Source organism: Actinoplanes sp. GCM10030250 (genome assembly GCF_042666575.1).
Taxonomy (GTDB): Bacteria; Actinomycetota; Actinomycetes; order Mycobacteriales; family Micromonosporaceae; genus Actinoplanes.
This window is the reverse complement of record NZ_JBHTDO010000010.1, coordinates 143,619-167,471: the sequence shown is the minus strand read 5'-3', so window position 1 is coordinate 167,471 and position 23,853 is coordinate 143,619. Positions and strand designations below refer to the sequence as shown.

At 66.9% G+C, this 23,853-nt stretch carries 24 protein-coding genes and 2 pseudogenes; 13 read left to right on the top strand and 13 right to left on the bottom strand.

The window, feature by feature from the left end:
- Positions 1-147: 147 nt before the first annotated feature.
- From ACFQV6_RS15925 to ACFQV6_RS15885, 9 genes are all read right to left on the bottom strand, one after another.
- Positions 148-666 (bottom strand): hypothetical protein, encoded by a 519-nt coding sequence (locus ACFQV6_RS15925; RefSeq protein WP_378028249.1) that lies wholly within the window; start codon positions 664-666, stop codon positions 148-150.
- A 92-nt stretch (positions 667-758) separates the two neighbouring features.
- Positions 759-1,208 carry a helix-turn-helix domain-containing protein gene (locus ACFQV6_RS15920; RefSeq protein ID WP_378028248.1) on the bottom strand — a complete coding sequence of 150 codons (450 nt, stop codon included), beginning with the start codon at positions 1,206-1,208 and terminating at the stop codon, positions 759-761.
- Positions 1,209-1,359: 151 nt separating this feature from the next.
- On the bottom strand, positions 1,360-2,571 hold the full coding sequence (locus ACFQV6_RS15915) for a pyridoxal-dependent decarboxylase (RefSeq protein WP_378028247.1): 1,212 nt from the start codon (positions 2,569-2,571) through the stop codon (positions 1,360-1,362).
- Positions 2,568-3,647 carry a hypothetical protein gene (locus ACFQV6_RS15910; protein WP_378028246.1) on the bottom strand — a complete coding sequence of 360 codons (1,080 nt, stop codon included), beginning with the start codon at positions 3,645-3,647 and terminating at the stop codon, positions 2,568-2,570. The genes ACFQV6_RS15915 and ACFQV6_RS15910 overlap by 4 nt, the downstream gene beginning before the upstream one ends.
- Positions 3,644-5,101, bottom strand: coding sequence for an APC family permease (locus ACFQV6_RS15905; RefSeq protein ID WP_378028245.1), 1,458 nt, complete (start codon positions 5,099-5,101; stop codon positions 3,644-3,646). Before ACFQV6_RS15905 ends, ACFQV6_RS15910 begins: the two co-directional genes overlap by 4 nt.
- Positions 5,102-5,646: 545 nt before the next feature.
- Positions 5,647-6,771: an SAM-dependent methyltransferase gene (locus ACFQV6_RS15900; protein WP_378028244.1), complete on the bottom strand. Its 1,125-nt coding sequence runs from the start codon at positions 6,769-6,771 to the stop codon at positions 5,647-5,649.
- Between the two features lie 239 nt (positions 6,772-7,010).
- Positions 7,011-7,820 (bottom strand): SAM-dependent methyltransferase, encoded by an 810-nt coding sequence (locus tag ACFQV6_RS15895; RefSeq protein WP_378028243.1) that lies wholly within the window; start codon positions 7,818-7,820, stop codon positions 7,011-7,013.
- A 262-nt stretch (positions 7,821-8,082) separates the two neighbouring features.
- Positions 8,083-8,775 carry a hypothetical protein gene (locus ACFQV6_RS15890; protein ID WP_378028242.1) on the bottom strand — a complete coding sequence of 231 codons (693 nt, stop codon included), beginning with the start codon at positions 8,773-8,775 and terminating at the stop codon, positions 8,083-8,085.
- A complete protein-coding gene (locus ACFQV6_RS15885; protein WP_378028241.1) occupies positions 8,769-9,533 on the bottom strand; it encodes a hypothetical protein in 765 nt (254 codons plus the stop codon). The genes ACFQV6_RS15890 and ACFQV6_RS15885 overlap by 7 nt, the downstream gene beginning before the upstream one ends.
- Before the next feature lie 894 nt (positions 9,534-10,427).
- On the opposite strand from ACFQV6_RS15885, the gene ACFQV6_RS15880 reads away from it, so the two are divergent.
- Together ACFQV6_RS15880 and ACFQV6_RS15875 are read left to right on the top strand one after the other, a co-directional pair.
- On the top strand, positions 10,428-11,492 hold the full coding sequence (locus ACFQV6_RS15880; RefSeq protein ID WP_378028240.1) for a Scr1 family TA system antitoxin-like transcriptional regulator: 1,065 nt from the start codon (positions 10,428-10,430) through the stop codon (positions 11,490-11,492).
- A gap of 193 nt (positions 11,493-11,685) precedes the next feature.
- A complete protein-coding gene (locus ACFQV6_RS15875) occupies positions 11,686-13,134 on the top strand; it encodes a hypothetical protein (protein ID WP_378028239.1) in 1,449 nt (482 codons plus the stop codon).
- Here the strand turns inward: ACFQV6_RS15875 and ACFQV6_RS15870 are convergent.
- Positions 13,131-13,865 carry an HAD family hydrolase gene (locus tag ACFQV6_RS15870; RefSeq protein WP_378028238.1) on the bottom strand — a complete coding sequence of 245 codons (735 nt, stop codon included), beginning with the start codon at positions 13,863-13,865 and terminating at the stop codon, positions 13,131-13,133. The two genes, ACFQV6_RS15875 and ACFQV6_RS15870, sit on opposite strands and share 4 nt — an antisense overlap.
- Before the next feature lie 441 nt (positions 13,866-14,306).
- On the opposite strand from ACFQV6_RS15870, the gene ACFQV6_RS15865 reads away from it, so the two are divergent.
- The 11 genes and pseudogenes from ACFQV6_RS15865 to ACFQV6_RS15815 all read left to right on the top strand — a co-directional run.
- Positions 14,307-15,398, top strand: coding sequence for a hypothetical protein (locus ACFQV6_RS15865; RefSeq protein WP_378028304.1), 1,092 nt, complete (start codon positions 14,307-14,309; stop codon positions 15,396-15,398).
- A complete protein-coding gene (locus tag ACFQV6_RS15860; RefSeq protein WP_378028237.1) occupies positions 15,398-16,417 on the top strand; it encodes a thymidylate synthase in 1,020 nt (339 codons plus the stop codon). Before ACFQV6_RS15865 ends, ACFQV6_RS15860 begins: the two co-directional genes overlap by 1 nt.
- Positions 16,414-16,944: a nucleoside-diphosphate kinase gene (locus ACFQV6_RS15855; RefSeq protein WP_378028236.1), complete on the top strand. Its 531-nt coding sequence runs from the start codon at positions 16,414-16,416 to the stop codon at positions 16,942-16,944. Before ACFQV6_RS15860 ends, ACFQV6_RS15855 begins: the two co-directional genes overlap by 4 nt.
- Positions 16,941-18,191, top strand: a complete 1,251-nt coding sequence (locus ACFQV6_RS15850; RefSeq protein WP_378028235.1) for a hypothetical protein — start codon at positions 16,941-16,943, stop codon at positions 18,189-18,191. Before ACFQV6_RS15855 ends, ACFQV6_RS15850 begins: the two co-directional genes overlap by 4 nt.
- Positions 18,192-18,211: 20 nt before the next feature.
- Complete coding sequence (locus tag ACFQV6_RS15845) at positions 18,212-18,868, top strand: 3'-5' exonuclease (RefSeq protein WP_378028234.1); 657 nt, start codon at positions 18,212-18,214, stop codon at positions 18,866-18,868.
- A 41-nt stretch (positions 18,869-18,909) separates the two neighbouring features.
- Positions 18,910-19,707 carry an aldo/keto reductase gene (locus ACFQV6_RS15840; protein ID WP_378028233.1) on the top strand — a complete coding sequence of 266 codons (798 nt, stop codon included), beginning with the start codon at positions 18,910-18,912 and terminating at the stop codon, positions 19,705-19,707.
- 22 nt (positions 19,708-19,729) lie between these two features.
- Complete coding sequence (locus ACFQV6_RS15835; RefSeq protein ID WP_378028232.1) at positions 19,730-20,101, top strand: hypothetical protein; 372 nt, start codon at positions 19,730-19,732, stop codon at positions 20,099-20,101.
- Between the two features lie 108 nt (positions 20,102-20,209).
- Positions 20,210-20,359, top strand: coding sequence for a hypothetical protein (locus ACFQV6_RS15830; RefSeq protein WP_378028231.1), 150 nt, complete (start codon positions 20,210-20,212; stop codon positions 20,357-20,359).
- Positions 20,360-20,513: 154 nt separating this feature from the next.
- Positions 20,514-20,987, top strand: a complete 474-nt coding sequence (locus ACFQV6_RS15825) for a MazG-like family protein (protein ID WP_378028230.1) — start codon at positions 20,514-20,516, stop codon at positions 20,985-20,987.
- Between the two features lie 248 nt (positions 20,988-21,235).
- Positions 21,236-21,868, top strand: a complete 633-nt coding sequence (locus tag ACFQV6_RS15820; protein WP_378028229.1) for a hypothetical protein — start codon at positions 21,236-21,238, stop codon at positions 21,866-21,868.
- 27 nt (positions 21,869-21,895) lie between these two features.
- A pseudogene (locus ACFQV6_RS15815) lies at positions 21,896-22,042 on the top strand (kinase); the annotation flags it as partial.
- A gap of 85 nt (positions 22,043-22,127) precedes the next feature.
- On the opposite strand, the pseudogene ACFQV6_RS15810 reads toward ACFQV6_RS15815, so the two are convergent.
- The 3 genes and pseudogenes from ACFQV6_RS15810 to ACFQV6_RS15800 all read right to left on the bottom strand — a co-directional run.
- Positions 22,128-22,448, bottom strand: a pseudogene (locus ACFQV6_RS15810) (hypothetical protein); the annotation flags it as partial.
- A gap of 333 nt (positions 22,449-22,781) precedes the next feature.
- The gene (locus tag ACFQV6_RS15805; protein ID WP_378028228.1) at positions 22,782-23,171 is read right to left on the bottom strand and encodes a hypothetical protein; all 390 of its coding nucleotides are present in this window, start codon (positions 23,169-23,171) and stop codon (positions 22,782-22,784) included.
- Positions 23,080-23,829: a hypothetical protein gene (locus ACFQV6_RS15800; protein ID WP_378028227.1), complete on the bottom strand. Its 750-nt coding sequence runs from the start codon at positions 23,827-23,829 to the stop codon at positions 23,080-23,082. The genes ACFQV6_RS15805 and ACFQV6_RS15800 overlap by 92 nt, the downstream gene beginning before the upstream one ends.
- Between the last annotated feature and the right edge of the window lie 24 nt (positions 23,830-23,853).

Sequence of the window (23,853 nt, the reverse complement as noted above, 5' to 3'; positions counted from 1 at the left end):
GGCTGGGGCCGGCCGAGGCAGCACTGTATCCGGTATCGGCGATGAGGGCTGTAGACCACGTGACGTGTCCTTTCCGGCGGGCAGGTCTTGACGGATGTAGTTCGTGGTGCGAGAGATGTGCGGCTGGATGTCTTTCTGCGGTTTGTCTCACTCCAGCCGGGCGCCGGTCACGACCTCATCGGCATCCCGAGGCACGTTGTCGGCATAGCGGCGCACGGCGTCACGGGTGTTGAGCAGGAACAGCCCGGCGGTGCCGGCCAACACAACCGGGATAAGCGCGAGAGGCACGACGTACGGGCTGGTGATCGCGATGAGCAGCAGCACGGCGAGCGCGACGCTGAGGTGCAGCCAGGCGAGCCGGGATGCTGCGGTCAACAGCGACGTGGTGGGCCGGCGGTGCCTGGCCCTGGCGGCGATCATGGCGGCCAGAACCAGGGCGGCGGTGGCCAGCGTCGCGTGGCAGGCCAGGGACAGGGCGGCCAGGAGCGCCGAGCTGCCGTATCGCTGTGCGAGAACGGTGGCCGCCCAGCCGAACAGCAGGACGAGGCATCCGAAGAAGCAGGCGAGCGTGGTGTTGCCGACGACCTGACCGGTCAGCCGGCGGCGGGTGACGGTGGCGGCTCGGCGCGGCGACCCCGGAGTGGGTGGGCGGGGTGTCGCCGGCATCGGTGTGTCATGAGCGGCTGGTCCGGGCGGCGGCGCTGGCGGTGGCGGGTGGACGAGGTCATGCCGTGGCGTCGGCTCGTGGTTGTCGGGTCTCATCGGTCCTCGCGGGGCGCGGCTGATGTCGGTTGGCGGCGCCAGTCGCCACGGTTGCGGATCTCGACGCCGGAGAGGTGCAGCAGCCGGTGGGCGGTCCCGTAGGAGACGCCGAGCTCGGCAGCGATCGTGCGGATCGATTTCTTGTCGTCGCTGTACATGCGGCCGACGCGTGCGGCGGCTTGCTTTTCGGCCACGGATCCTGGGCGTAGGCGTGGGCCGGCGGTGCGTTGTTTGCGGATCTGCACGCCGGCTTCGGTGAGAACGCTGCGGATGAATTTGGTGCCGCGGCCGACGTCGCGGGCGATGGCGGCGAGTGGGGCGCCGTTGCGGTGCCGGTTGAGGATTTTTCGCCGGATCATGGCGTACTGCGTCGGGGTGAGTTTCGGGTACTTGAGGTGGGGGATCGGTTTCTGGCCTGTAGCCGGCGTGGGTTGAGAGGTAGTCATCGGGCTCTCGTCGGGCGATAGGCAGTGGGCAGCGGGACGAGGCCCGCGGCGCTGTAGTGGAGGTGCCGGATGGCAGTTGCCGGGCGAGGCGGGCAGCTCGAGTCCTGGTTTGCCGCGCTGCCCGGGTGCTGGTGGCTGCGGTGTTCTGCGGCTAGCGCGGTGTGTTGGTGGCCCGGGCCGGTGCTGACGGTCGGCGAGGGCTGGGGATGGTGCGGCCGCGGCGCTGGTGGGCGAGGTCGGTGAGCAGTTCGTCGATCCACGCTGGTTCGATGCCGGGCATGCAGATGATTCGCCCGGTGTGGCTGTCGCCGCCGAGGACCCAGGGTCGTGGCAGCGGCGTGGCGGGCTGATCGAGGGTGATGGTGAAGGCGTCGGGAAGGCGTTGCGCGGGCCAGCCGATGCGGTGCAGGGCGTCAACGGTGTGGGCGGCCAGGTCGCGCGCGCCGTTGGCGCGGGCGCGGTGTTCGTCGATGCCGTGGTGGAACAGGGCATGGGACAGCAGCAGTGGGGTGTGTCCGGATCGGGAGCCGGTGATGGTGGTGTCGGCGGCGCCGATGTAGGGGATCGGCTGCTGGGTGTGGCCGGTCGGCGGGCGTGGGTAGGCCAGTACGGCGCAGGGCATCAGGGTGGACAGGAATTTGTGCCCGGAGATGACGATGCTGGTGGCGCCGGCGGTGAAACCGAACGTCGGGCGACGGGCGACGGGCAGCAGGGCCAGGGGGATACCGGCGAGGGCGGCGTCGACGTGGATGCGCCGCCGGCGGATGCCGAGGTCGTCGCAGCGGGTGGTGATGCCGGCGACGTCGTCGACGGCTTCCCGTTCGGTGGTCCCGACGGTCGCGACGATCATCGCGGCGCGCTGGCGGTTCGCGGTGAGGTGGTGACGGAGTTCGGCGAGCCGCATCCGGCCGTGCTGGTTCGTGCCGATCAATGTCAGCGGTGCACGGACGAGGCGTGCGGCTTTGGCTACCGAGTAGTGGGCGGCGGTGGAGGCGTAGATGATCGTGTCGGGGTGGGCGGTGAGGGCTTCGTCGATGGCGTGCAGGGTGCCTTCGGTGGCGCCGGTGGTGACGTAGCCCCACACGTCGTCGCCGGCGCCGAATAGTTGGCCGATGCAGCGTACGACGTCGCGTTCGGCCTCTTTGGTGTGGTTGGGGCCGTGTCCGGGCTGCCAGGGGTCGCCGACGTTGTTGAGCAGCCGGGTGGTGAGCAGTTCGGCGAGGGCGGGGTAGGTGATGTCGGTGGCGCCGGGGAAGGCCAGGTTGTAGCGGCGGTCAGCTGCTGCGGCCGCGCGGCCGGGCGCCGCTTGAGGCGTCGTGGTGTGGTCGACCGGGGCGGGGCGGGTGAGGTCGTCGAGGCTCATTGAGATCTCCGTCGGCTGTCGCGTCGGGTGGGGCCGGCCTGCCGGCGGGCCGGGTGTGTGGTGAGGGCGCGACGGGTCTGGTCGGCGGCGCGGATCTCCCGGTCGAGGTCGTGCATCCAGGTGAGCAGGTCGCCGTGGACGGCGTCCTGGTACAGCCGGTGGAGGCTGACGTCGAGGTATGGGTACGGGGAGGTCACCTGAGGGGTGCTCAGGGCGCGATGGCTGTGGATGGTTACCCGGTTGCGGTCGTTGACGCCGCGCCGGTCGGCGAGAAGGGCTTGCGGGCCGGGTTCGGCGGCGACGAACAGGATCGTGCCGGGGATACCGAGCTGGCTGGTGACGGCTCGGCTGACCTCGGCGAAGGTGCCGGTGTGGGTGTTCAGATTCGACATGGCCAGCCCGAGGTATTCCGCTTGCGGGAGCATGCCGCCGTCGCAGCGGTTGGCCAGCTCGTCGCGTACGTCCCACGGCTGCTCGGGGTCGCGGTTGCGGACCAGGTCGGTGGCGGCGGCGAGAAGGTCGGCGGGGTCTTCGGTTTCCGGGCTTGAAAGCCACAGTTTCGTGGCTGCTTTCACCTCAAGAAGCCCGTGGGTCGGCAGTGTGGCATTGGTGGGCTGGCGGAACAGGAACGCGACCGCGTACGGGGCGATCGGCTGCCGGATCCGCATCTCCCAGGCGGCTTGGGCGTGTTTGATCGACAGCGTCCAGGCGCGGTGGAACACCTGCCATTGCAGGGCACCGTCACGCCGTCGCTGTTCCTCCTGGCGCCGGGCGCGGTCTTCCTCGTCCCGTGCCTGCCGCCAGGCGCGGTCCTGTTCGTGTCGCAGTGCTGCCAGCTCAGCTTCTGTCGGATCCGCTGGCTGCTCGTCGCCGGGGTCTCGCGAGCCGTGGTGTGTGCCGTGGTCGGGCCGAGGCTCACTGAAGATGCCTTGTGCTGCACCGTGATGGGGCATCGGTAGGTCGGTCTGCTCGGCGGGGTACGGCGCCAGGTGGTCTCTGTTGCCGTCGTACTGCCGGTGGCCGGCCGGGTTTGGGGGCAGCGGGCGGGGCGGGCGGGGGTTGGTCACGGTGTTCATACCTCGACGCCCTCGAGGACATGGTCTTGGACGGTGCGCCCGTCGGGCACTCCCCGGCCGATCTGCGCGTACACGTCGGGGCGGGTGCGGCGCAGGACCAGGCCGGTCACTGTGGCGATGATGATCGCGGTGATGATCGGGGCGGCGACCAGCCAGGGTGTGGCCGAGCCGGGTGGGGTGCCGAGCAGGTTGCTGAGGCTGGAGACCATGAACAGCACGACGAAGATGCCGATGATGCCGCCGGTGAACGGGAACACCTGCCGGATCCACACTGATTCGGTGCCGCCGAGGCCGCGTTCGAAGAACGTTAGTGCCGACCAGTTTGCTGCGGTCAGCAGCACCAGGACGCAGACGGCGCCGATGGTGGACAGCCAGGTGAAGATGGTTGCCATCGGGTCGGCGCCGGCGGCCATGAACAGGGCCAGGACGACGGCGGCGGTGACCGCCTGCACGGTGGCGCCGCCGAGCGGGGCCCCGCCGGTGCTGCCTTCGCTGACTTTGCCGCACCAGGCAGGCAGTACGTTTTCGCGGGACAGGTTGAACACGATGCGGGCGTCGGCGGCGGCGAACGCCGACATCGCGGCCAGCACGCTGGTGCCCAGCAGCACCATGGCCAGGTCGGCGATCACCGGCCCGTAGACGGTGCCGAGCAGCGTTAACGGCTGGCTGTCGTCCTGGCCGGCCGCGGTCTGCAGGTTGTCGAGGCCGATCCAAGAGCTGTAAGCCCACGAGGCCAGGCAGTACAGCACGCCGCATACGGCGATCGCCCCGCCGGTGCCGACTGCCAGGGCCCGGAACGTCTTGGCTTCCTCGGCGAAGGCCAGAACGGTGTCGATGCCGGCGTACGCGGCGACGGCGAACACGATCACGCTGGCCGCCATCCCCGGGACCAGCAGACTCGACGGGGCGAACCCAGCGAACGACACGGCGCCGCCAGCAGGTTGGGTCAGTCCGGCGGCGATGAACAGCATCATCACGACGAGTTCCAGGGCCAGCGCGATCCCGAGAACCTTCGCGGCGATGTTGCCGCGGTACTGGCCGAGCAGGAACACGGCCACGCCACCCAGGAGCGCCCACAACCACCATGGCCCGCCGAGCAGGCCGGCCATGGTGGTCCCCAGCACCGGGTACAGCGAGATGTGCAAGGCGTTGTAGCCGACGAACGTCACCCCGGCTGCGGCGAGTCCGAGCGTCGGGTTGGTGCCCTGCGCCAGCTGCGCGTAGAACGGGGCGCCGTGCCGGACGTGCCGGCCCACGGCCACGTAGGCGACGGCGAGCAAACCGATCACGAACATGACCACGACGAAGGCCAAGGGCTGCCCGGTGACTCCGGTCGTGCGATAGGTGGTGGTGATGCCGCCGTTGAGCACCGTCAACGGTGAGCTAGCCAGCACGCCGAGGCTGCCGACCGCGACGGTGCCCATCGTCAGCCGCGCGAGGGTTGCTCGGGTCACGCGACCACCTCCCAAGCCACGGCAACGCGGCTGCCGGGACAGGGGTTTCCGGCTCGGGCTTGGTCCGGTTGGGGCTGTGCCGCGACATGTGCCGCCGGCCCCGTGGTGCCTTGCACGTCGCAAGAGACGGGCGTGGGTGCTAGGTAAGTCTTCATCGTGAAATATCCCCCGGGTGACGCCGCCAACGCTGATGCCGGGCGGTGCTCGCGGATGGCCATGCTGCCGATGGCAGCCGGCGCGATCCCCACCGCTGCCAGAAGGGAAGACCCTGGCCGCAGCAGTGATCACTGAGTACATGTCCACACTGGCAAATTGATCGGACCTTGGGAATGCCGAAAAAGGGTTGGAAACGGCGTACTGAAACACGGTTGGAACGGCCGTGGTTCGCGCATGTATCAGTGTGAGAGCGCGTCGAACACGCGGCTGCCTAGCAATGCTCGCTGCAATCAGAAATGCTTGAAATTGCAGCGATCAACCAGCCGGTTTATCGGCGGTGAAGAGCCAATCCGCGCTAGCGACATCGCCGACCGGCCGGGGGTGTGGTGTCAGCCAGCGCTGACCGCCTTGGATCGGGTGCCGACCGCCCCGTACATGGCGATGTCACCCGGGCTGGGCCGCTCGTCGTCGTTGCCGGGGCGCCAGTCGGCGATCGAGACGATCCCGGGTGCCACCAGGTCGAGGCCCTCGAAGTAACCGCGGATGAGGTGCTCCGGCCGTGGCCGGACATCGATCTCGCCCGCGGCGGACATCGCCTCAAAGCGAGCCACGGCGTCGCCGTCCTGATGGTCCAGGGTGGCGTGACTGATCACCAGGAAGCTGCCCGGCGCCAGCGCGTCGACCAACTGCCGGACGATGTCGGCGGTTTGGTCGTCGTCGGGCAGGAAGTGCAGCACCGCGACCAGCAGTACAGCGACGGGCTGGTCCAAGTCCAGGGTGCGAGTGAAGATGGGATCGCGCAGCAGAGATGCGGGATCACGGACATCGGCTTCCAAATAACCGGTGCAGCCTACTTGATCACTGATCATCAACGCCCGCGCGTGGACCATCACCAGCGGGTCATTGTCGACGTACAGCACCCGGGCCTCCGGTGAGACCTTCTGCGCGATCTCATGGGTGTTGTCCGGCGTCGGCAGGCCGGCGCCGATGTCCAGGAACTGCCGGACGCCGCACTCGGCGGCGAGATACCGGACCATGCGGTGCAGGAATGCGCGATTCTGGCGGGCGGCCTGAATTACTGACGGAAACACGTCGGCGATCATGTTGCCTGATTCCCGGTCGGGGGCGAAGTTGTCCTTGCCGCCGAGCCAGTAGTTGTATCGGCGGGCCGCATTCGGTCGCGTGGCGTCGATGGCAGGGGAACCGTGGGCGTTCGCCGGCGCGGTCCTGGTCATGGCGGCCGGCCTAGTCGGCTGGCCGCTGGCGCCGAGCCCGGTCTCCGGTGCTGTTTCGTCATCGCTGTGCAGCGGCCCGGTGCTCTGGCTGACGTACAGCCCGAGCTCCGCGTCGGTGGCGACATCGAACAGGCGCCGTAACGCGGCGCGGCGGTGTTTCCGGGGCCAGTGGTTTTGGCCGCGTTCCATGAACCCGACCCACTGCCGGGTGACATACAGAGGTCTCAGGTTCTCGTCCGGATACAGCTCGTCGAGGATCCTGTTGACGGCTTCCGCCATTTCGGAACGCGACATGAACTGATCCCGGCGAAACGGCGAGGGCGTCCGCTCCCGTAGTCTCCGTAGGGTCTCGTTCGGTGTCGACGTCGGCTTTGTCGTGCGCGAGCGTGGCGGGTTTCCGGTGTCAGGTGGGGCTGGAGTGCGCATCGGCCTTTCCCCGTCGGTCGAATACGGTCAAAAAACAAGCGGAGAGATGGGTCGGTCGGGCAATGTTCCTGCGGAGAGCGTGCCGTTGGCTGTCACGGTTTCCGCGCTATGCCGGCCCAGTAGTAGGCGGCTTCGGGATCGACATTCGGGTCGTCCGGGCGCCACGCGGAGACCGGTACCAGTCCGGGCTCCAGCAGTTCCCAATCGCCGAAGAAGGCACAGACCTGCTCCTCCGCGCGGGTGACCAGGGTCATCCCCGCCCCGGTGGCGGCCGCGACCGCCGCGTCCACCTCGGCCGGGTTGAAGTCGGCCGTCGGGTGGGTGATGGCCAGGCAGCTGCCCGACGGCAGCGCGTCGCGCAGCTCGGCCACCTTGCTCCACGGGTCGTCCTCGTCGGCGAGCAGCATCAGGATGGCGATCAGGGTCAGCCCGACCGGCTTGGTCAGGTCCAGGGTGTCCAGCAGCGCCCGGTCGGTCACGATCGAGGCCGGGTCGCGCAGGTCGGCCGAGATGTACTCACTGCGGCCCTCGGGGTGGCTGAGCATCAGGGCGCGGGCGTGGACCAGCACGATCGGGTCGTTGTCCACATAGACCACCCGGGCGTCCGGACGGATCTGCTGAGCGACCTCGTGCAGGTTGGGCCGCGTCGGTATGCCGGTGCCGACGTCGAGGAACTGGTGGATGCCCTCGCGTTCGACCAGGTCACGGGCCACCCGGTGGACGAACTTGCGGTTCTCCCCGGCCATGTACCGCATCCCGGGGATGGCCTGCATCATGGCCTCGCCGACGGCCCGGTCGACCGCGAAGTTGTCCTTGCCGCCGAGCCAGTAGTCGTAAACACGAGCCGAGTGCGGGACGTTAATGTTGATGCCGGGAGGGGCAGGCGCACGGTCGCTGCTCATCCGACGCCCACTAGCGACGAAGCAGTGGGCAAAGAGGGCTTCTCCCGATAGTTCGGCACGGAGGGTGTGGACTGACGGTGACGTGACCGGTGTACGGCGAGGGCGTCAGCGATCCAGATGGCCGGGCCCCGCATCGCAAGCCCCAGGGTTTGGGAGAAGGTGAATGGCGTAGCCGCGACGAGCACAGCTGTCCGGCGACGGGAAGAATGCGCTGCGAGTAGGCCCATGTCCGGTGCGGCGAGCCGCCGTGTCGGGGGCGCGGTCACCGCCTGTCCTCGCGGGACCCACGGATGCCGACTGTGCCCCCGCCATGGTTGGTCACGCGCGCGGACCCGGCCCGGTACCGGCGAGCTGACGTGTTGCGGCGGCCAGGAATGCTCAGTTCGGGGCTGTACAGCATGGTTTGCGTGATCGCCCCGCCCGCCGCCAGGAGCACCGGTGCGCCGTGCGGGCGGTATCCGCAGCGAGCGCACAGCACGGCGAGGGGCCCATCAACCGCGGTCACACACCGCGCCGGTAGTAGCGGGGCCGGCTCAGGTTCGGTGAGCAGTTGGATGGCGACACGGTGGCTCCGCCATCGGGCCAGCACGCCCAGGCCCACTAGCCGCAGGTGCGGCTGGGACAGGCGCGGCTCGTTGCGTGCGGTGCCGAGCTGGTCGAGACGTCGGTGGAAACCGTCCTCACCGCGGGCGGCTGCCGGATGCCGGGTGCTGTCGGTGGAGCAGGGCAGCCACAGCGCCGCCGCGACCACCTCGCCCGGCTCGTCGGCGACCCGGGCGGTGCCGTGCTGGATCGCCTCGACGACCCGGGCCTGGTAGAAGTCGTACAGGTGCCGACCACGGGTGACGGGATCCGGGCCGAGCCAATGGCCGAGCGCGGTGTCCAGCGTGGTGACCGAGAGAACCTCGGCAACCGAGCGGATGTCCCAGAAGGTGACGTCACGAACGGTCAGCATCGGCCGTTCCTCTCGCCCAGCCGGCCGGGCGCAGACGCGGACGCGACGGTGAGCCCGCAGGCGTGTGCGGCCGGATGAAGCCGAACCCGGCCAGCGAAAGCCTCAACGATGTCCGCCGGTCCGACACTCGTGGCCTCGCTGCTCAGATCCGGCACCAGCAGCAGACCCGGCAGCGGCGGCACCAACCCAGCCAGCGGCGGTAGGACGGCTCCTGGTGTGCAACCCCGCTCCATCACCGAAGCCGCGGCAGCCAACATCGTCGACAGGCAGGTGTCGGCCTCCACCTTGCCGAGTAACCCGGCCAGCATGCGAGTGCCGGCCTGGCAGTGGCTCCGCTGGTAGACCGCGATCGCCTGCATCGCGCTAGCCACGACGTAGCGGAGCCAGCTGAACGGCTGTTCGCCGGCGACCGCGTGCACGAAAGCGGCACACGCATCGGCTGCGTCGGCGCCGCCCACGCGCAAGGCCACGTCGGCGCTGACACCGACGGCCAGAGTCCGGCGGCGAAGATCACCGGCAGACTGTTGCGTGATGTCGGCTGCGCCCCGACTTGCTTTCAGCGCCGCGTCCGGATGTCCCTGCCAGGCCAGGGCTTCCGCCGACAAGATCAGCAGATCGGCACGTCGATCGGCAATGACCTTCCCGGCCAGGCGTTCAGCGATTGTCTGCAGGCTCACCTCGGGGGTGCTAGGGCGGAGGACCGGCATGGCCTGCACATCCGGGCTGCCCAGTGGCGCCAGGCCGGCATGCGCGATCATCTGCGTGCTCCCTTCACCTGTTCCTTCTGTCGGCGTCGCTTCACGCGGTGGCAGTTGGCTGGACGCGCTACCCGATCGCTCATCAATGCCGGTGATCCGGGGCCTGACGCAGCGTCGCCAACCTGCATGCGACCGGCAATAGACGCCCGCCGCCGAACGGCGCAGGTCAGCGCCATCACCGTGCCGTTTCGGCGCGTCCCCAGGCGCAGCGCGGGGCATCGCCGTCATCGTGGCGCTTCCGCCGGAACACCGAACCTCAGAGACACAGCAAGAAGGTTCTTCGCTCCTCGGTACGCCGGCTGCGTGCAGGATCGACGGCTTTCCACGTCGGGCACCGGGCCTTGGAGGCGACGCGGTGCTTCGGTGTTGCCAAGCCGCAGGCGCCCGGTGTGGAAGCGGCGAACGGTTGGCCGTCGCCCGTGAGCACGACGGTCTTCAGGCAATCGCGCGTCACCAGTTTCGGAAGGCGGGGAGTTCGAGCGGGATCCGTCTTGGTTGCGGTGGGTCGAGCCGGTATCTCGATTCATCAAAGCTCCCAGGACGTCATGAAGCGGTCCGCTGAATGTTCCGATGCGTCAGGCCGTGGCTACGAGAATTGGTAACTCGGTGTCGGCGTAGGGTCCACGATCACGCATTGCCGTCAGGCGTGGAAGGCCGGAAACATGGGAATGTTAGGGGAATTTAGAGGGGAATCGAGAGGGGAATTATGTGAAGCGACCTGGTCTTCCGCCGTCGAGGCGTTTGCTGCCGGTCGGTCGACTATGAAAAGCTAGGTTACGATGCCATCGTTGCGCCCGACCTTAGAAGATCGGCGCACGACGTCAACGATTTCCGGCGGAGGTCGCATTGCCGAGAATAAGCCCATACGTTTGGCGGCTACGACTCGCTGCCGAAATGGTCGACGCCCGGAACCAGGCGGGATATACGGCCGATCGGCTTGCCAATGAAACGGGAACTCAGCGACAGAAGATCAGCCATATCGAGACCGCGAGAAAGCGGGTCAGCGTTGACGTCATTCAACTGATCACTAGGCACCTTGGAGTGAACCCCACTCGTGCAGCGAAGATCATGAATCTAGCGAAAGGGTCGGCTCAAGCGGGCTGGTGGGAGCGTTTCGACGACGAGATGGGTCCACGACAGGCACATATCGCGGGCCTCGAGGCGGGCGCCGTCCGGATCGTTCAGCACCAGCCAGCCCTTGTTCCCGGTCTGCTGCAAATGCCGGAGTTCGCACGGGTGCGAGCTGAAGCCGACAGACCAGGGACGCCGCGTCGCTTCTCGGCCGCGCGTATGGTCGAGGCGCGGACGCAGCGGCAAGCGATCTTGCTGGGCGCGGACGCTGTCACCTATGAGGTGATCATCGACGAAGCGGTGCTACATCGGCATCTCGCACCACCGCAGGTCATGCAGGCGCAGTTGACCCACCTTATCGGCGTAACGATCAACATGCCGGCCGTCACCGTGCGCATTCTTCCCCTGAACGCCAGGGTTCAGGGTTACGCGCAGGCCCGTACGGAGTTCTCCGTCTACACCTACCAAGAACCCGAGGCCCTGGAGCTTGTCACCGTCGACACCAACGTCGAAGACTTGATGATCGCTGAACCGGCGACCGTCGCAGGCTGTGTGGAAGTCAAGTTCGACGAGACCGGGCAGGTGAGTGTGCGAGATTCCAAGAACCCAGACGCCCTCACTCTCCGGTTCACCGGTGACGACTTCCAGGAGCTCGTTTGTCACGTTCGATACGGTCACTTCGGCGGCCCCGTGTCGTTCACTGATCACCACGGTCGTATCGAGGTGCGCTTCAAGGGAGACGGCCTGATCACCATCGCCGATGCTGAGCAACCCGGCCTTGGCGTGCTGACTTATAACGAGCACGAGATCGGAGCCTTCGTCGCCGGTGTCAAAGCCGGAGAATTCGACCACCAGCCTTCCGAAAGCCCGAAGGGCGTTGGACCGTAGGCGTCGGACGCCGCGGACCAGGCTGGCGCCACCGGTCAGAAGCTCGCCGGCAGGTGCCCCTGGCTCGCGACTATCAAAATCACACTGACGAGTGGCTGGCAACAAGCCCATACCTTGCGGACTTGGTCGACCGCAGACCACGATGCGAGAAGCCTGATCCGCTTCGATTAAACACAGCGCTGCAGGAGGCGGCATGTCCGCGCAAGCACCGGTCCCGAACGACCTCTTCCGCGACGCCCGCGTGCACCTGTTCGGTAGCAGAGAGGCTCTCGCCAATGCGGCGAACGAGATCGTCCCGGCTTCACACCTGCTGACCGCCAACGACATCGGCAAGATCGAACTGGGTAAGGTCACGTGGCCTAGGTCGCCGCGCCGTCAGGCGTTTCGGCATCTACTGCAGGTTGCCACCGACGCAGAGATCGGCCTCTTCGACAAGAAGAAGCAGCAGCCGACTGCCACCAGTTCTCTCCCGCCAAGCCCCGCTCTTGACCTATCCCTCAGCAGCCAGCGGCTCGTGATCCTCGGGGTCGCTAGTCCACCCCAGGTTTTGTCCCGTGAATCGAGCATCCGCCCTCACCCCTTAATACCGAGGACACGCACAGGGCGCACACTTGCCAGCAGGCCGACAGCCACTGCATCCGACCAGGGAACCGAATCCGCGCACTCAAGGCTCGCCGATGCTGGCCCTTCAGCACAGGTGATTTACGAGGAACTGTTCGAATCATTGGATTCCGCGGACAATGACTGGAATAGCTTCTCCCGGGTCACGAGCATGCTTGCGCAGCAGCGGCAGGCCGTCGCGCCGATGGCCCTGCTGAGCCTGGTTGAGGCACACCGAGACTGCTTGTCAACATTACTCCGTAATGCCGGTTCCGACCCTGTTAGGGTCAAGATTGGCGCCATGCTCGGTGAAGCGTCGGTCGTCGCCAGTCGTCTATGGAGTGCCCAAGGCAATCGGGCCATGGCGCTCGCACATTGTGCCTATGCACGAAGGCTCGCCGATCGGCTACGAAATCCTTTCCTTGGCGCCACAGCGCGGATCTTCGAAAGTAATCTGCACTCCGACGCGTCGAGCTTGATCGACGCTGACGGGGACGCCATTGCCGGACTGAGGCTGCTGGAGGAAGCGGCTTCAGCCGCATGTCATCTGAGCGCCCCGGCCCGAGCGCGGATTGCCGCCGAGCAGGCGCAGACTTACGCAGCCCTCGAACTGCGTCGTGAGGCCAGCCTTGCCCTCGAACACGCACGCCAGGCCGCGGCGGAGATCCAGCCCGGGGACTGCGTTGGCTTGTACAGCGACTGGAACCAGAACCGGGTCCGAGTCTACGAAGGAACCTGCCAATTGCTACTCGACGAGCCCGTTAAAGCCGTCGACACACTTGAGTCAGTCCTCCACGAGTTGAAAGACGATCGGCAGAATACAAACGTCCTCCTCGCCGCAAAGGTGGATCTTGCCAGCTCGTATGCCGCGATCGGCAAACTGGCCATGGGCTGTTCGATCTTGGGCGACACCTACGAGCAGCTAAAGATTGTTGGCAATTTGCGTGGTATCCGGCGGGCCGAACGCGCCAGGGAAAAGCTGAGCGCATGGGTTGGTAATCCGGCCGTCCGTCAACTGGATGTACGAATGATGGCGGCCTAATCGTTGCTGCCGTTCTGCTTGTCGCCGAGCATAGACCGGACTGTTGAGACAATGGTTTGGGAATCAAAGTGATCCACGATGGCGTCGGGATCGTATGGGGTCAACTCGTCTCTGCTCGCTCGGTGAGTCACCACAACCACCCGGAAACCTGCATGCCGCGCGCAGGCTATGTCGTTCGGCGCGTCGCCGATAATAAGTGCCCGGCTCGGCCTCAACCGATGTCCGTAGACGCGCTCGAACCGCTGGGCTACGACAGCGGGAAGGTTGAAGCGATCACGATCGTCCGACCCGTAACCACCGATGTGGAGGTCTAGATGCGTCGCCAGCCCGAGTTCGACCAGCTTGATCTCCGCAGCGGAGCGAAGATTGCCGGTTAGGACCGTCTGTACGAACCCGGCTTGATGCAGCTCAGCAATGCTAGCGGCTACTCCCGGGTAGGGAGGTTGGACGCGGCGTAGCTCCTCGCGGCCCTCGTCCATCACGCCAGCGAGTTTCTCCCCGAACCGCGATATGCCGGCCTCGGCCTCGGCAGGAGGAACACCCGAGGCGATCGCCGTGTCAACAACGATGGACTCGTCCGTGTACCCGTGGACCTTCTTCCCTGGGAAGGTGACAGCGTTCTCCGTGAGCTCATACGTTCGGGCGATCGCCCGACGCAGCCAGCGAAGATCCGCCGGAATCATCGTGCCATCCACGTCCCAAATCACAAGGCTGACGTCGTCAAAGTCCACTTCCGCATCGTTTCACAAACGTGACCCGGGCACTTGCCACGCCGCACTGGCTGGAGCGCTGGCCAAAGGTGCGGACGACCCCGCGGAGTGACCGGGGAGGCAGCCGGTCATCAAGTGGCAATAGGTGATGCCCCGCTGACGGCCGTCCACCAGACGTCAAAAATCGACAGCGATCATTGTTTGCTACTTTTCAGGAAGGGTGTTCCTGCAGGTAGATCCCACATCGCTGGCTAGATTCCCTAGATTCCCATCTAAATTCCCCTGTGGATGACGTTCCTCTCCACGAGGGCAAGCCGGATGGTGGAACAACACGAGGGCAGTCGCAAACCGGACACGCTCGCCGCCGGCTGGGACGCAACGGAAGGCAATACGACCTGCCTCGGCCTCTTCGGCTACCCGTCCCAGTCGACCCGAGAAGCACCGTGCCGTCAGGAGAGAAGCATGCCGTTTGCCCCCGCCGGAGCACTTACGCCGCCGCTGCGTATCGGTTACAGCTTCTGGGGTTTTCTCACAACCGGTGTGATCGATACGCCCGATGGAGCTCGTAGCTTCCGCCGCGCGTTCGTCGATGCCCTACAAGAGGCCGGTCACGAGGTGGTGTCGTTGCAGGTCAACCGCGACTTGATCGAGGCCGGCACCGACCTGGCCAGCGCATACCGCTTCGATGAGGGCTTGCCGGACCTCGACGCCATCGTATTCGAGTGGCGATGGCCGCTACCCGGCCGCAACACCACCGTCTGTGGGACGCCAGGGCACACCTGCGATCTGCACCGTCAGCAGCAACTGCTCGACCACTACACCCACGGCCTCGGGTTGCCAACTGTCGTCTGGGACCACGATCTATGGCTGCCCGCCCGCGATCCGCTGCGGCGGCAGACAAACGTGCGTGTCGCTGAGCCCGCATTGCATCCCAGCGCGGGCGCAATTACCGTAACGTCTCCTATCCCGGATGAGGCGCTCGACATTGCCGCCCCGAGTTTCCTTGCCCGGCTTCCTAGACCGCTGCCTTTGGTGTACGTGGGCAACCAGTACGGCCGCGACGAGGCGTTCGATCGCTGGTTCGCGCCCGCTGCCGCACAGATGGCTCACCGGGTCGCCGGGAAGTGGACGAATACGAGCGCGTGGCCGCACGTGCAGTTCACCGGCCGAATCCGATTCGCTGAGGTCGCCGGGCTGCACGCCCAAGCGCTCACAACGGTGCTGCTGAAGCCGGAGCGGTACCGCACCGTCGGTGCCTTCGGCTCCCGTCTGTTCGAGTCCGTCACCCAGGGATGCCTGCCGGTGACCCCGGCCGACACGGTCGGCGCCGACCGGCTCACGCCGAAGAGTTTGCACGTGCGCGACGCTGCTGAGCTTGTCGACCGGATCCGCTGGATCGAAAGCATCGCGGGCACTGACGAGCATGCCAGCTTAATCCGCGCCTGTTTGGACCTGCTCGACCCGTACCGGATCTCGCGGCAAGCCGCCGTGCTGCTCGCCGCCCTGCACGACCTCGCCGGCACCGGCCGGCCCGACCATATCAGGAGCCGCTGATGCTCACCCCGGACGAGTTCGACACATTCACCGACGCGTACACCGCCGTGCTGCGCCGCATCCTCACCGACCCCGAGTACGAGACCGTCGGCCGCGGCAAGGACGGCCTCGAAATCCCCAACATCAGCTTCCGGCTCACCGAACCGACCCGGCGCACCCCGTGGCTGGCCAAGCGCCGGTCCAACATCGCGTTCAACTACGCCGAGCTGCTCTGGTACGTCGGCGGCCGCGCCGACGTAGCCACGATCAGCTACTACGCGCCCCGGCTGGCGAAGCTGTCCACCGACGGCACCACCCTGACCGGCACCGCGTACGGTCCCCGCCTCTTCGGCCCAGGCGGCCAGGACGGGCTCTCGCAGTTCGACCGATGCATCAAGGCACTGCGGCAGGACCCGGACAGCAAACGCGCGGCGATGGTCATCATGCACCCACATGAGCCGATCGGCGTCGACAACCCGGACGTCGCCTGCACCCTCGCGCTGCAGTTCATGCTCCGCGGCGGCCGCCTGCACGCCACCGGATACATGCGCGGCAACGACGCGGTCATCGGCCTGCTCGGCGACACGTTCGCCTTCACCATGATCCAAGAGATCGCCGCCCGGCACCTCGGCGTCGAACTCGGCACCTACACCCACCACGTCGGGTCGATGCACATCAACGTCCTCGACCGCGACAAGGTAACCGCGATCCTCGCCGAAGCCGACAGCAGGCCCGCCCCGCAGTTCCCCGCCCCGCCGATGCCCGGTCTCAGCGACGCCGACCTCGAAGTACTGCTCGACTGGGAGAGTGCCCTGCGCACCGGCGACAGCGAACTGACGGCCGAGACCGCTACCGAACTGCCGCTGTCGGACTACTGGCAGCAGGTGCTGCTGATCTTTCAGGCGTACCAGCAGATCCAGGCAGGTCACCCGGTCACCGCCGACATCACCGCGGCGCTGACGCCCGCCCACCGGTGGCTACTCGCCGCACGCTGGCCCGACCGGATTCCCAGCCCTGAGCCGGCAGCGCAGCCGTCATGACCGACGGTGCCGCAGTCGACTGGAACCTCTGGACCGTCATCCTGCTCAAACCGGACTGCCTGCACCGCAAGCTCCTCAGTCCCGTGCTGGCCATGGTCGCCGAGCACCTGACCGTCCTGCATGTCACCACCGTGTTCCCGACCGAAGAGCAGATCTTCGCGCACTACGCCGACATGCTGACGCGCTCCGCCGAACTCGGCCGTGACGTGCCCGCCGAACTGCGCCGCATCTACGTCGGCAAGCGGGCGGCTGTCGCGCTCGGCTACGGTCCCGGCGCCGCGCTCCGGCTGCGGGAACTGCTCGGCCCGACCGACCCCGCCGCCGCAGGCTTCGACACGATCCGCGGCCGGTTCGCCGCCGACAGCCTCGCCCAGGCCGCCGCCGACGGGCGGCTGATCGACAACGTCATCCACAGCTCGGACACCAGTACGGCCGCCGCCGGCGACTTCGCCACCTGGTACGGACCCGGCAACACCCACCTGCTGCGCGCCCCGATCGCCGCCCACGTGAATGGAGGCCACCGATGACCGGCCCGACCCTGCTACAGATCTCTCCCGGCCCGAGACAGCTGCGCCTGATGCCCGAAGCAGAGCAGGCCGGCCTCGATCCGTACATCGCGCAGATCATCGGCAATCGTAAGAGCGGCCTGTCGCTCAACCACATTGTCGGTTGCACCCTCAACTGCGGCTACTGCGTCCGGCACTTCTGGGGCAACTTCGACATGAAGATCCCCCAGTTGCTCATGCCGACTGAACAAGCGATCGACCTGCTGATCAACCACCCGATGTTCACCCCGCACGTCACGCCGCTGCAGATCTTCAACAAGGCCACCGACCCGTTCCTGACCGGCGTCAAACCGCACCTGTTCCAGGTCCTGGCCGCCCTCGACGACCGCGGCTTCACCAACCACATGCTGGTGATCACCCGGTTCAAAGTCACCGCCGACGACATGGCGTTCCTCGAAAGCCTCAAGCACCTACGGGTCACGCTGCTGTTCACCTACTCGGGGATCACCGACGACCGGATCGAGCCGATCTCCAAGAGCAACATGACCGTCACCTCTATCCGCACCGCCGCCGAACACCGCCAGCGGACCGGCGTCATCTTGTACTGGCGTCCGATCACTCCCGGCTGGAACGACAGCCCCGAAACCATGGCGCACGTCCTCGACGTCGGCCGTAACGTCGACGCGATGGTCTTCACCGGCCTCTACCACAAGCAGGAGAACGCCACCTACCTGGAGAACCTCGGCGTCACCGTCCCCTACACCGAGCTCGAATACCATCGCCGCAAGACGATGGCCGCCGACCTCGACACCCGCGTCGTCGCCGCCTGGCGCGCTTCCGGAACCACCACACCACTGTTCCGCAAGACGTCCTGCGGCGTCGCCTACGCCCACACCACGTTCGACTACAACGGCCATTGGGGCGTCCGCGAACTCTGCGACATTTGCCCTCTCGAGCAGCAACGCCGCTGCGCCGACGCCCTCCGGCAGCCCACCGACAACGCGATGCGCGCAGCCCTCGACCACTTCGGATTCGACACACCCTGGGTCCTCGACGACGGCCACGTCTGGACCACCGGCCTCGGTGAACAGCGCCGCTACGCGCTGCAGCACCACTTCCAGTTCCAGATGTGGGACATCGAAACCCCGCACGTGCTCGGCGCGCACGGCAGGTCGATGACCGGCCACGACCTTGTCCCCGACCAAGCCGCCGACTTCGAACGGGTGAGGCGAACCTTCGCGCTTGCTGCTCGCACCGAGGACGACTGACCGCCGGTACGGTGAACGCAGTGACCACCGAACCCCAGCCCTGGCACACCGCCAACCTGGTCGCCCTTGACCTGGAAGGCAGCGGCGCCCAGGAACGCGACCAGGAGCAGATCCTCGAGATCGCCGCGGTCCGGCTGCTCAACGGACACCCGGACATGGCCACCGCCTACACCACCGGCATAGATCCCGGCCGCACGATCCCCGCCCGGCCGTGGATCTCACCCGGGCTGGCCGGCACCGCCCTGCACGGCCAGCCCACCCTCGACACCATCCGCCCTGCCCTGCACGCGCGCCTCAACGGCGCCTGGCTCGTCGGCCACAACATCGGCGTCGACTGGCGGCTGCTGCACCGGCACCTACCCGACCTGACCATCGCCGGCCTCATCGACACAGTGCGCCTCGCGAAAGTCACCACCATTCCCGGCAAACTCGGCCTGACCAACCTGCTGGCCCACCTGCAGCTGACCGCCGCCGTCACAGCCGCCGCACCTGACAGCCAACCCCACCGAGCGCTGTGGGACACCGTCGGCGTCGCGCTGCTTCTCCCCGCTCTGATCCGTCGACACTTCACCACCCATCCGACGCTGCAACAACTGATCGCCGTCGCCGCAATTCCCACCACTCCTGCACAGCCGACCGCCGCGCCGGCAGATCCGCAACCGACCCTCTTCGACTAACAGGTCCTCGCCGACACGGGGGCTTAAGCGAAAGGCACCCGATGACGAGCAGCACCGACACGCAGACATTCGCCATCGGCGGTGACCTGCCGATCCGGCGCCTCGGCTACGGCACGATGCAACTCACCGGCCCCGGCCACTGGGACCTACCTGCCGACCCGGACACCGCCCGCCGCATCCTGCGCGCCGCCGTCCACGACTACGGCATCAACCACCTCGACACCGCTGACTCCTACGGCCCGCACACCGTCGAAACGCTGATCCGCCAAGCACTGCACCCTTACGCCGACGACCTGCTGATCGCGACCAAAGGCGGGCTCACACGCCCGGGACCGAACATCTGGCGGCCCTGCGGACGCCCGGAGTACCTGACCCAATGCGCCGAACTGAGCCTGCGGCACCTCGGCGTCGACGCACTCGACCTGTACTACCTACACCGCATCGATCCACAGGTGCCGCTCACCGACCAGCTCGGCGCCCTCGTCGACCTTCAACAAGCCGGAAAGATCCGGCACATCGGCCTGTCGAAAGTCACCGTCGACCAGCTTGAACAAGCCCGTACCATCACCACCATCGCCGCCGTGCAGAACCAACACACACTGACCAGCACCGACCCTGTAGTCGGATATTGCGAACACAACGGCCTGGCCTACGTCGCTTACAAGCCGTTCGGCGCCGGCGCTGACCTGCCACGTAACGAGTCCGGCGCGAACTTGCACAGGCCGGCCGAGATTCTGCAAACGTTGCTGGACCGTTCCCCGGCGATGCTGGTCATCCCCGGTACGGCCTCGCTTAAGCACCTACAAGCCAACTGCACCGCCGACGGCGTCGCGGCCTGAGAACTTGTCCGGAGGGACCCGCGTGGCTGCCACCGAAACAGGAGCCAGCCCAGCCACCGACAGCACCGCTGACGGTCTATTCGGGTTGCTCGTGGACACCGCCCAAACACTGACAGCCCGCTACCCCCAAGACACGGGAGCATTCGTCCGACTGGCGAAGCTCACCGAAGAGACCGGGGAAGTCGCCGCGCAGATCAACATCTGGGCCGGAACCGGCCTCAAACGAGAGAAACACGGCGAGTTCAACCCCCGCGAACTGGCCGCCGAACTCTCCGACGTCCTGCGGTCCGCCGTCAGCATCGCCCTCGACCTCAACATCCTTGACCTGCTCATCGCCGAGATCCGCGGCCGGCACACCGAAATTGTCGCAGCCCCCACTAGCACCGGCCTATGACACCGTCCGCCAACAAGAACCAGCCGCTGCCGCCCCGCACACTCTGCGTACAAACCCTCGCAGCGACGAAGTCGCGCAGCAAGCTACGGCGGTGGAACCCTCCCCCTCTTGCCAGCCGCGCTGCTGGTGCGGCTCGCCGCGAAATACCTCGCCCGCGGCGACCTCGAGCGCGAAGCCGCGATCCGCCGGCAACTGCAGGATCCGCAGTTCGCCCGCGATGCGCCGGGCTGCGGCGCATTATTGCGGCCCGCATCATGACCGGCGCGCAACTGACTCTGGGTGTAGCGGTCGCCGCTGCACACCGGCTGGTCGATGTCGCCAAAGCCCCTGACCGGCTCGCCTGACCGACCCGCAACCGACATCACCGCAGCCGAGCCAACGGCGGCCATGACAACGAAGAAGGGCCAGCATCGTGACGGCAGACAACGTGATCTGGGCCGAGGTGCACCGCTGGCGGGCCCTGCTCGACGAGCAGAACGGCACCGACCGTCTGGAACTGACCTGCAGCATTATGAAGATCGCTGAAGAGGCGGGCGAGGCCACACAGGCGTGGATTGGTGTGCTGGGCCAGAATCCACGCAAGGGGGTAACGCACACGGTCGATGACGTGATCGGTGAACTCACCGATGTGGTGTTCACCAGCCTGGTAGCGATCGCTAGCCTCGGCGCCGACCCGAGGGACGCGGTCGCCGCGGTGGCAGCGAAGGCCGCGACCTACCGATCGGGCCTCGCCAGGACTACGGCGGGGTCACCGCCGACTGGACCGGGGCCGCGCATGACAGCTGGACCGGGGGTATCGCCACAGGTGGACGGCGGGCCGGTGCCGGACACGTTCACGGCGCTCGTGGCGACGGTGCATGCGCTGACACGCCGCTTCTGCTCGTGAGTATCGGTCACGCCGCCGCCGTTAGCCGTGCTGCGGACCCTGGCTGGCCCGATGAGAACAGGCTGCCCAGCCGTCGGATCCTTCACCGCCGCCCTCGTGCCGTACCACGGCGCCGACCTGCCCGGTGGGACCTACGGACCACCCACCGCCACATCGCAACCGACCCCGCAAGCCACCTTTGCGCAAGGGAGAACACCAGCATGATCTCTTCGATCTTCACGGCAGGAACGACAGTCGTAAGACGCGACGTGATCCACGGTCGGGTCTGGACCGCCGGCGCTCACCGCGTCTTGCACGACGACGGAACGAGCCTCGTACTCGCGACCTGGCCGGGCACCATAGGCCTCGCGCCGACCAGATGGATTGAATGGTTTACCACCGGCGACGACACGCAACGCCCCCAGGCCGTCGCCGACCTTGCCGACGGCCGGTGGCAGCTCGGCCGCTGGACCTGGCGCGACACGGCGGTCCTGACCTGGGTCGGCCTCGACCCGTACTTCAACCTCCAGCTCTACCTACCGGTCAACGGCGGTACCCCATTTTGGAAGATCAACTTTGAGCGGCCGGTGACCCGTACATCGGCCGGTATCGACACGTTCGACCTGCTGCTGGACTACGTCACCGATCCGGCCACCGGCCACTGGCGATGGAAAGACGAGGACGAGTACGCCCAGGCCCGGCAGCTCGGAGTGATCACCGACCCCGAGCGCCGGCAGGTAGACGCTGCCAGGGAGCGCGCCGTCGCCTTCGCCGAAGCCGGCCGGGGGCCGCTCGGCGAGGACTGGGATACCTGGCATGTGGCCGGCGATTGGCCGTTGCCGGTACTACCCGCTGACGTCCTCGCGCTCGGCGCCGGGCCGTCGACCGGAGAACCGCGATGACCGCTAATCCGTCTCTCATCGAACACAATTCCGCCGTGTTTACTGATCCTGCTGATAATCAGGGGGAATTCTGGCTCCGGGAAGACCACCACGGCGCGGGAAGCCCGCCGCAGATTCGGCCGGGGTGCGGCCCTGCTGAGCCTTGACCAGGTTCGCCGTGAGATTTTGCGGGAGCACGGCAGCGGGCGGATGGGCCCGGGAGCTCAGACGCGTAGGCCGGTAGTTCGTAGACGCGCAGCCAGGATCGACGGAAGAACGCGGCTCGCATGGCCGGGGTCTTGTGCAGTGACAGCCGGTCCCAGACCAGCACGATCGGGCCTCGTAGCTGCTGATAGGCGCCGTCGAGCATGGCGATCAGGTCGGGTGCGCGGAACCCTTTCGGCTCACCCTTACGGCCGTCGTAGAGCAGGGTGCGGTAGATCAGCCGGCTGCGGTGGCCGGGCCGGTAGCAGCACAGCCCAGCCACCGATACCCGCACGGTGCCCTTCGCGGTCACCTTGACCACCGGGGTCACGCCCTTCGGCGCCCAGGTCGTGGCTTTGTGCGCTCTTAACGTCTGCCCGCACTCGTCGGCGAACACGATCCACGCGCCGCGGCGGGCAGCGACTCTTTTAGCGCCGGCCACTGATACCGGCGCCAGGCGGCGATCGCTTCCTCATCGCGTTCAGTGGCTCGGTGGACCGGCATCCCCACCGCTGGTCACCGGCATACCCAGCCGCCGGGACCTCGTCCAGGCGACGATCCGCCCTTCGGCAGACGGCGAACCACCAGCGGGAATACCAGTGCGTGAGAGCCGGTCAGGCTGCTGCCTTCAGGCGACTGACCTCGGCGCCGTGCGACTTATTGCTGGCCTGGGACCCGGGGCATGGAGCCCGTGCTGCCGGCTGGTTCGGCGGGCCTAAAAATGTGCGAGCTACTCGGGCCGCTGGTTGAGCCGCCAGCTCGGAGCCGGAGAGCGCTTGTCCGGCGAGCCGGGAGCGGTGTCTTGGGCGTTGGCCTCGGCTGCCAGCTTGGCTTCGAGTTTCTCCACCTCTGCTGCGCAGGCTGCGGCTTCCTTGCGGCGCTCATCTTCGCTCAGGCATTGATACCAGTCGTGGAATTCGTTGACCTTCGGCTCCAGCGCGTCGGCGTATGTTGAGAAGGCGATTCCGTCAGACAGGCTGATGTTGCCCCGCCGAACCTCGGTTCCCAGTTCACGCAGGACATCGCTGTCACCGTTCTCGGCGAGGTACAGCAGGAATCGGTGGGCGATCTCGCATTCCGCCTGTTCGTTCGAGGCCCCACGCTGAAGGTGCTCGTCCATGGTCTCCTTCATGCCGGGGGTTCGGTAGCGGGGTGCTGGTAGGGGCGGTAGGCAGTGGGTGCCGGGAGAGCGCGCCAGTGTCAGCGGACCAGGACTGGATCTGGCCGCTGACCGCGAAGACGACGTTGTACGCGGTGGAAATGATCAGCTTGAGGTCGACGCCGAGGTTGTAGACCTTCCACGCCTGGTAGGCGGCGTAGCTGTAGCCGGCGACTGCGCCGATCCCGGTTTCAATGGCGGCGGTCCCGGCGGCGGCCGCGATCACGCCCGCCATAGCGGCATCGCCCATGTCCTTGAGGATGCCGGAGACGGATTCAGCGACCCGGAAGGTGCCCTCGGCGGCTTTGACGTAGGAGTCGGCCAGTTCGGTCAGGCTCAGCCTTTGCTCACTGAGTGCGGAGCCCAGGCTCGTGAAGTACAGGTATGCCGACTCCGCCGCGTTGCCGTCCCACGCGATGTCAAGGTCGAGGTTGCCCTGGGCGACGTTGACGCCGATATCCGGCAGAGCGTGGGCCAGGTTACGGATGGCGCCGGCAGCCTCCCACACGGTTTCCCAGTCGCCGCCGAAAACCTTGGCGGCCTCACCGACGACGTCGTAGCCGCAGGCCTGCTTGATGAACTCGTTGATGAGGTGCGACGCGCTGAACCAGTCGAACACTGATCCGGGGTGGGAGAACGGTTG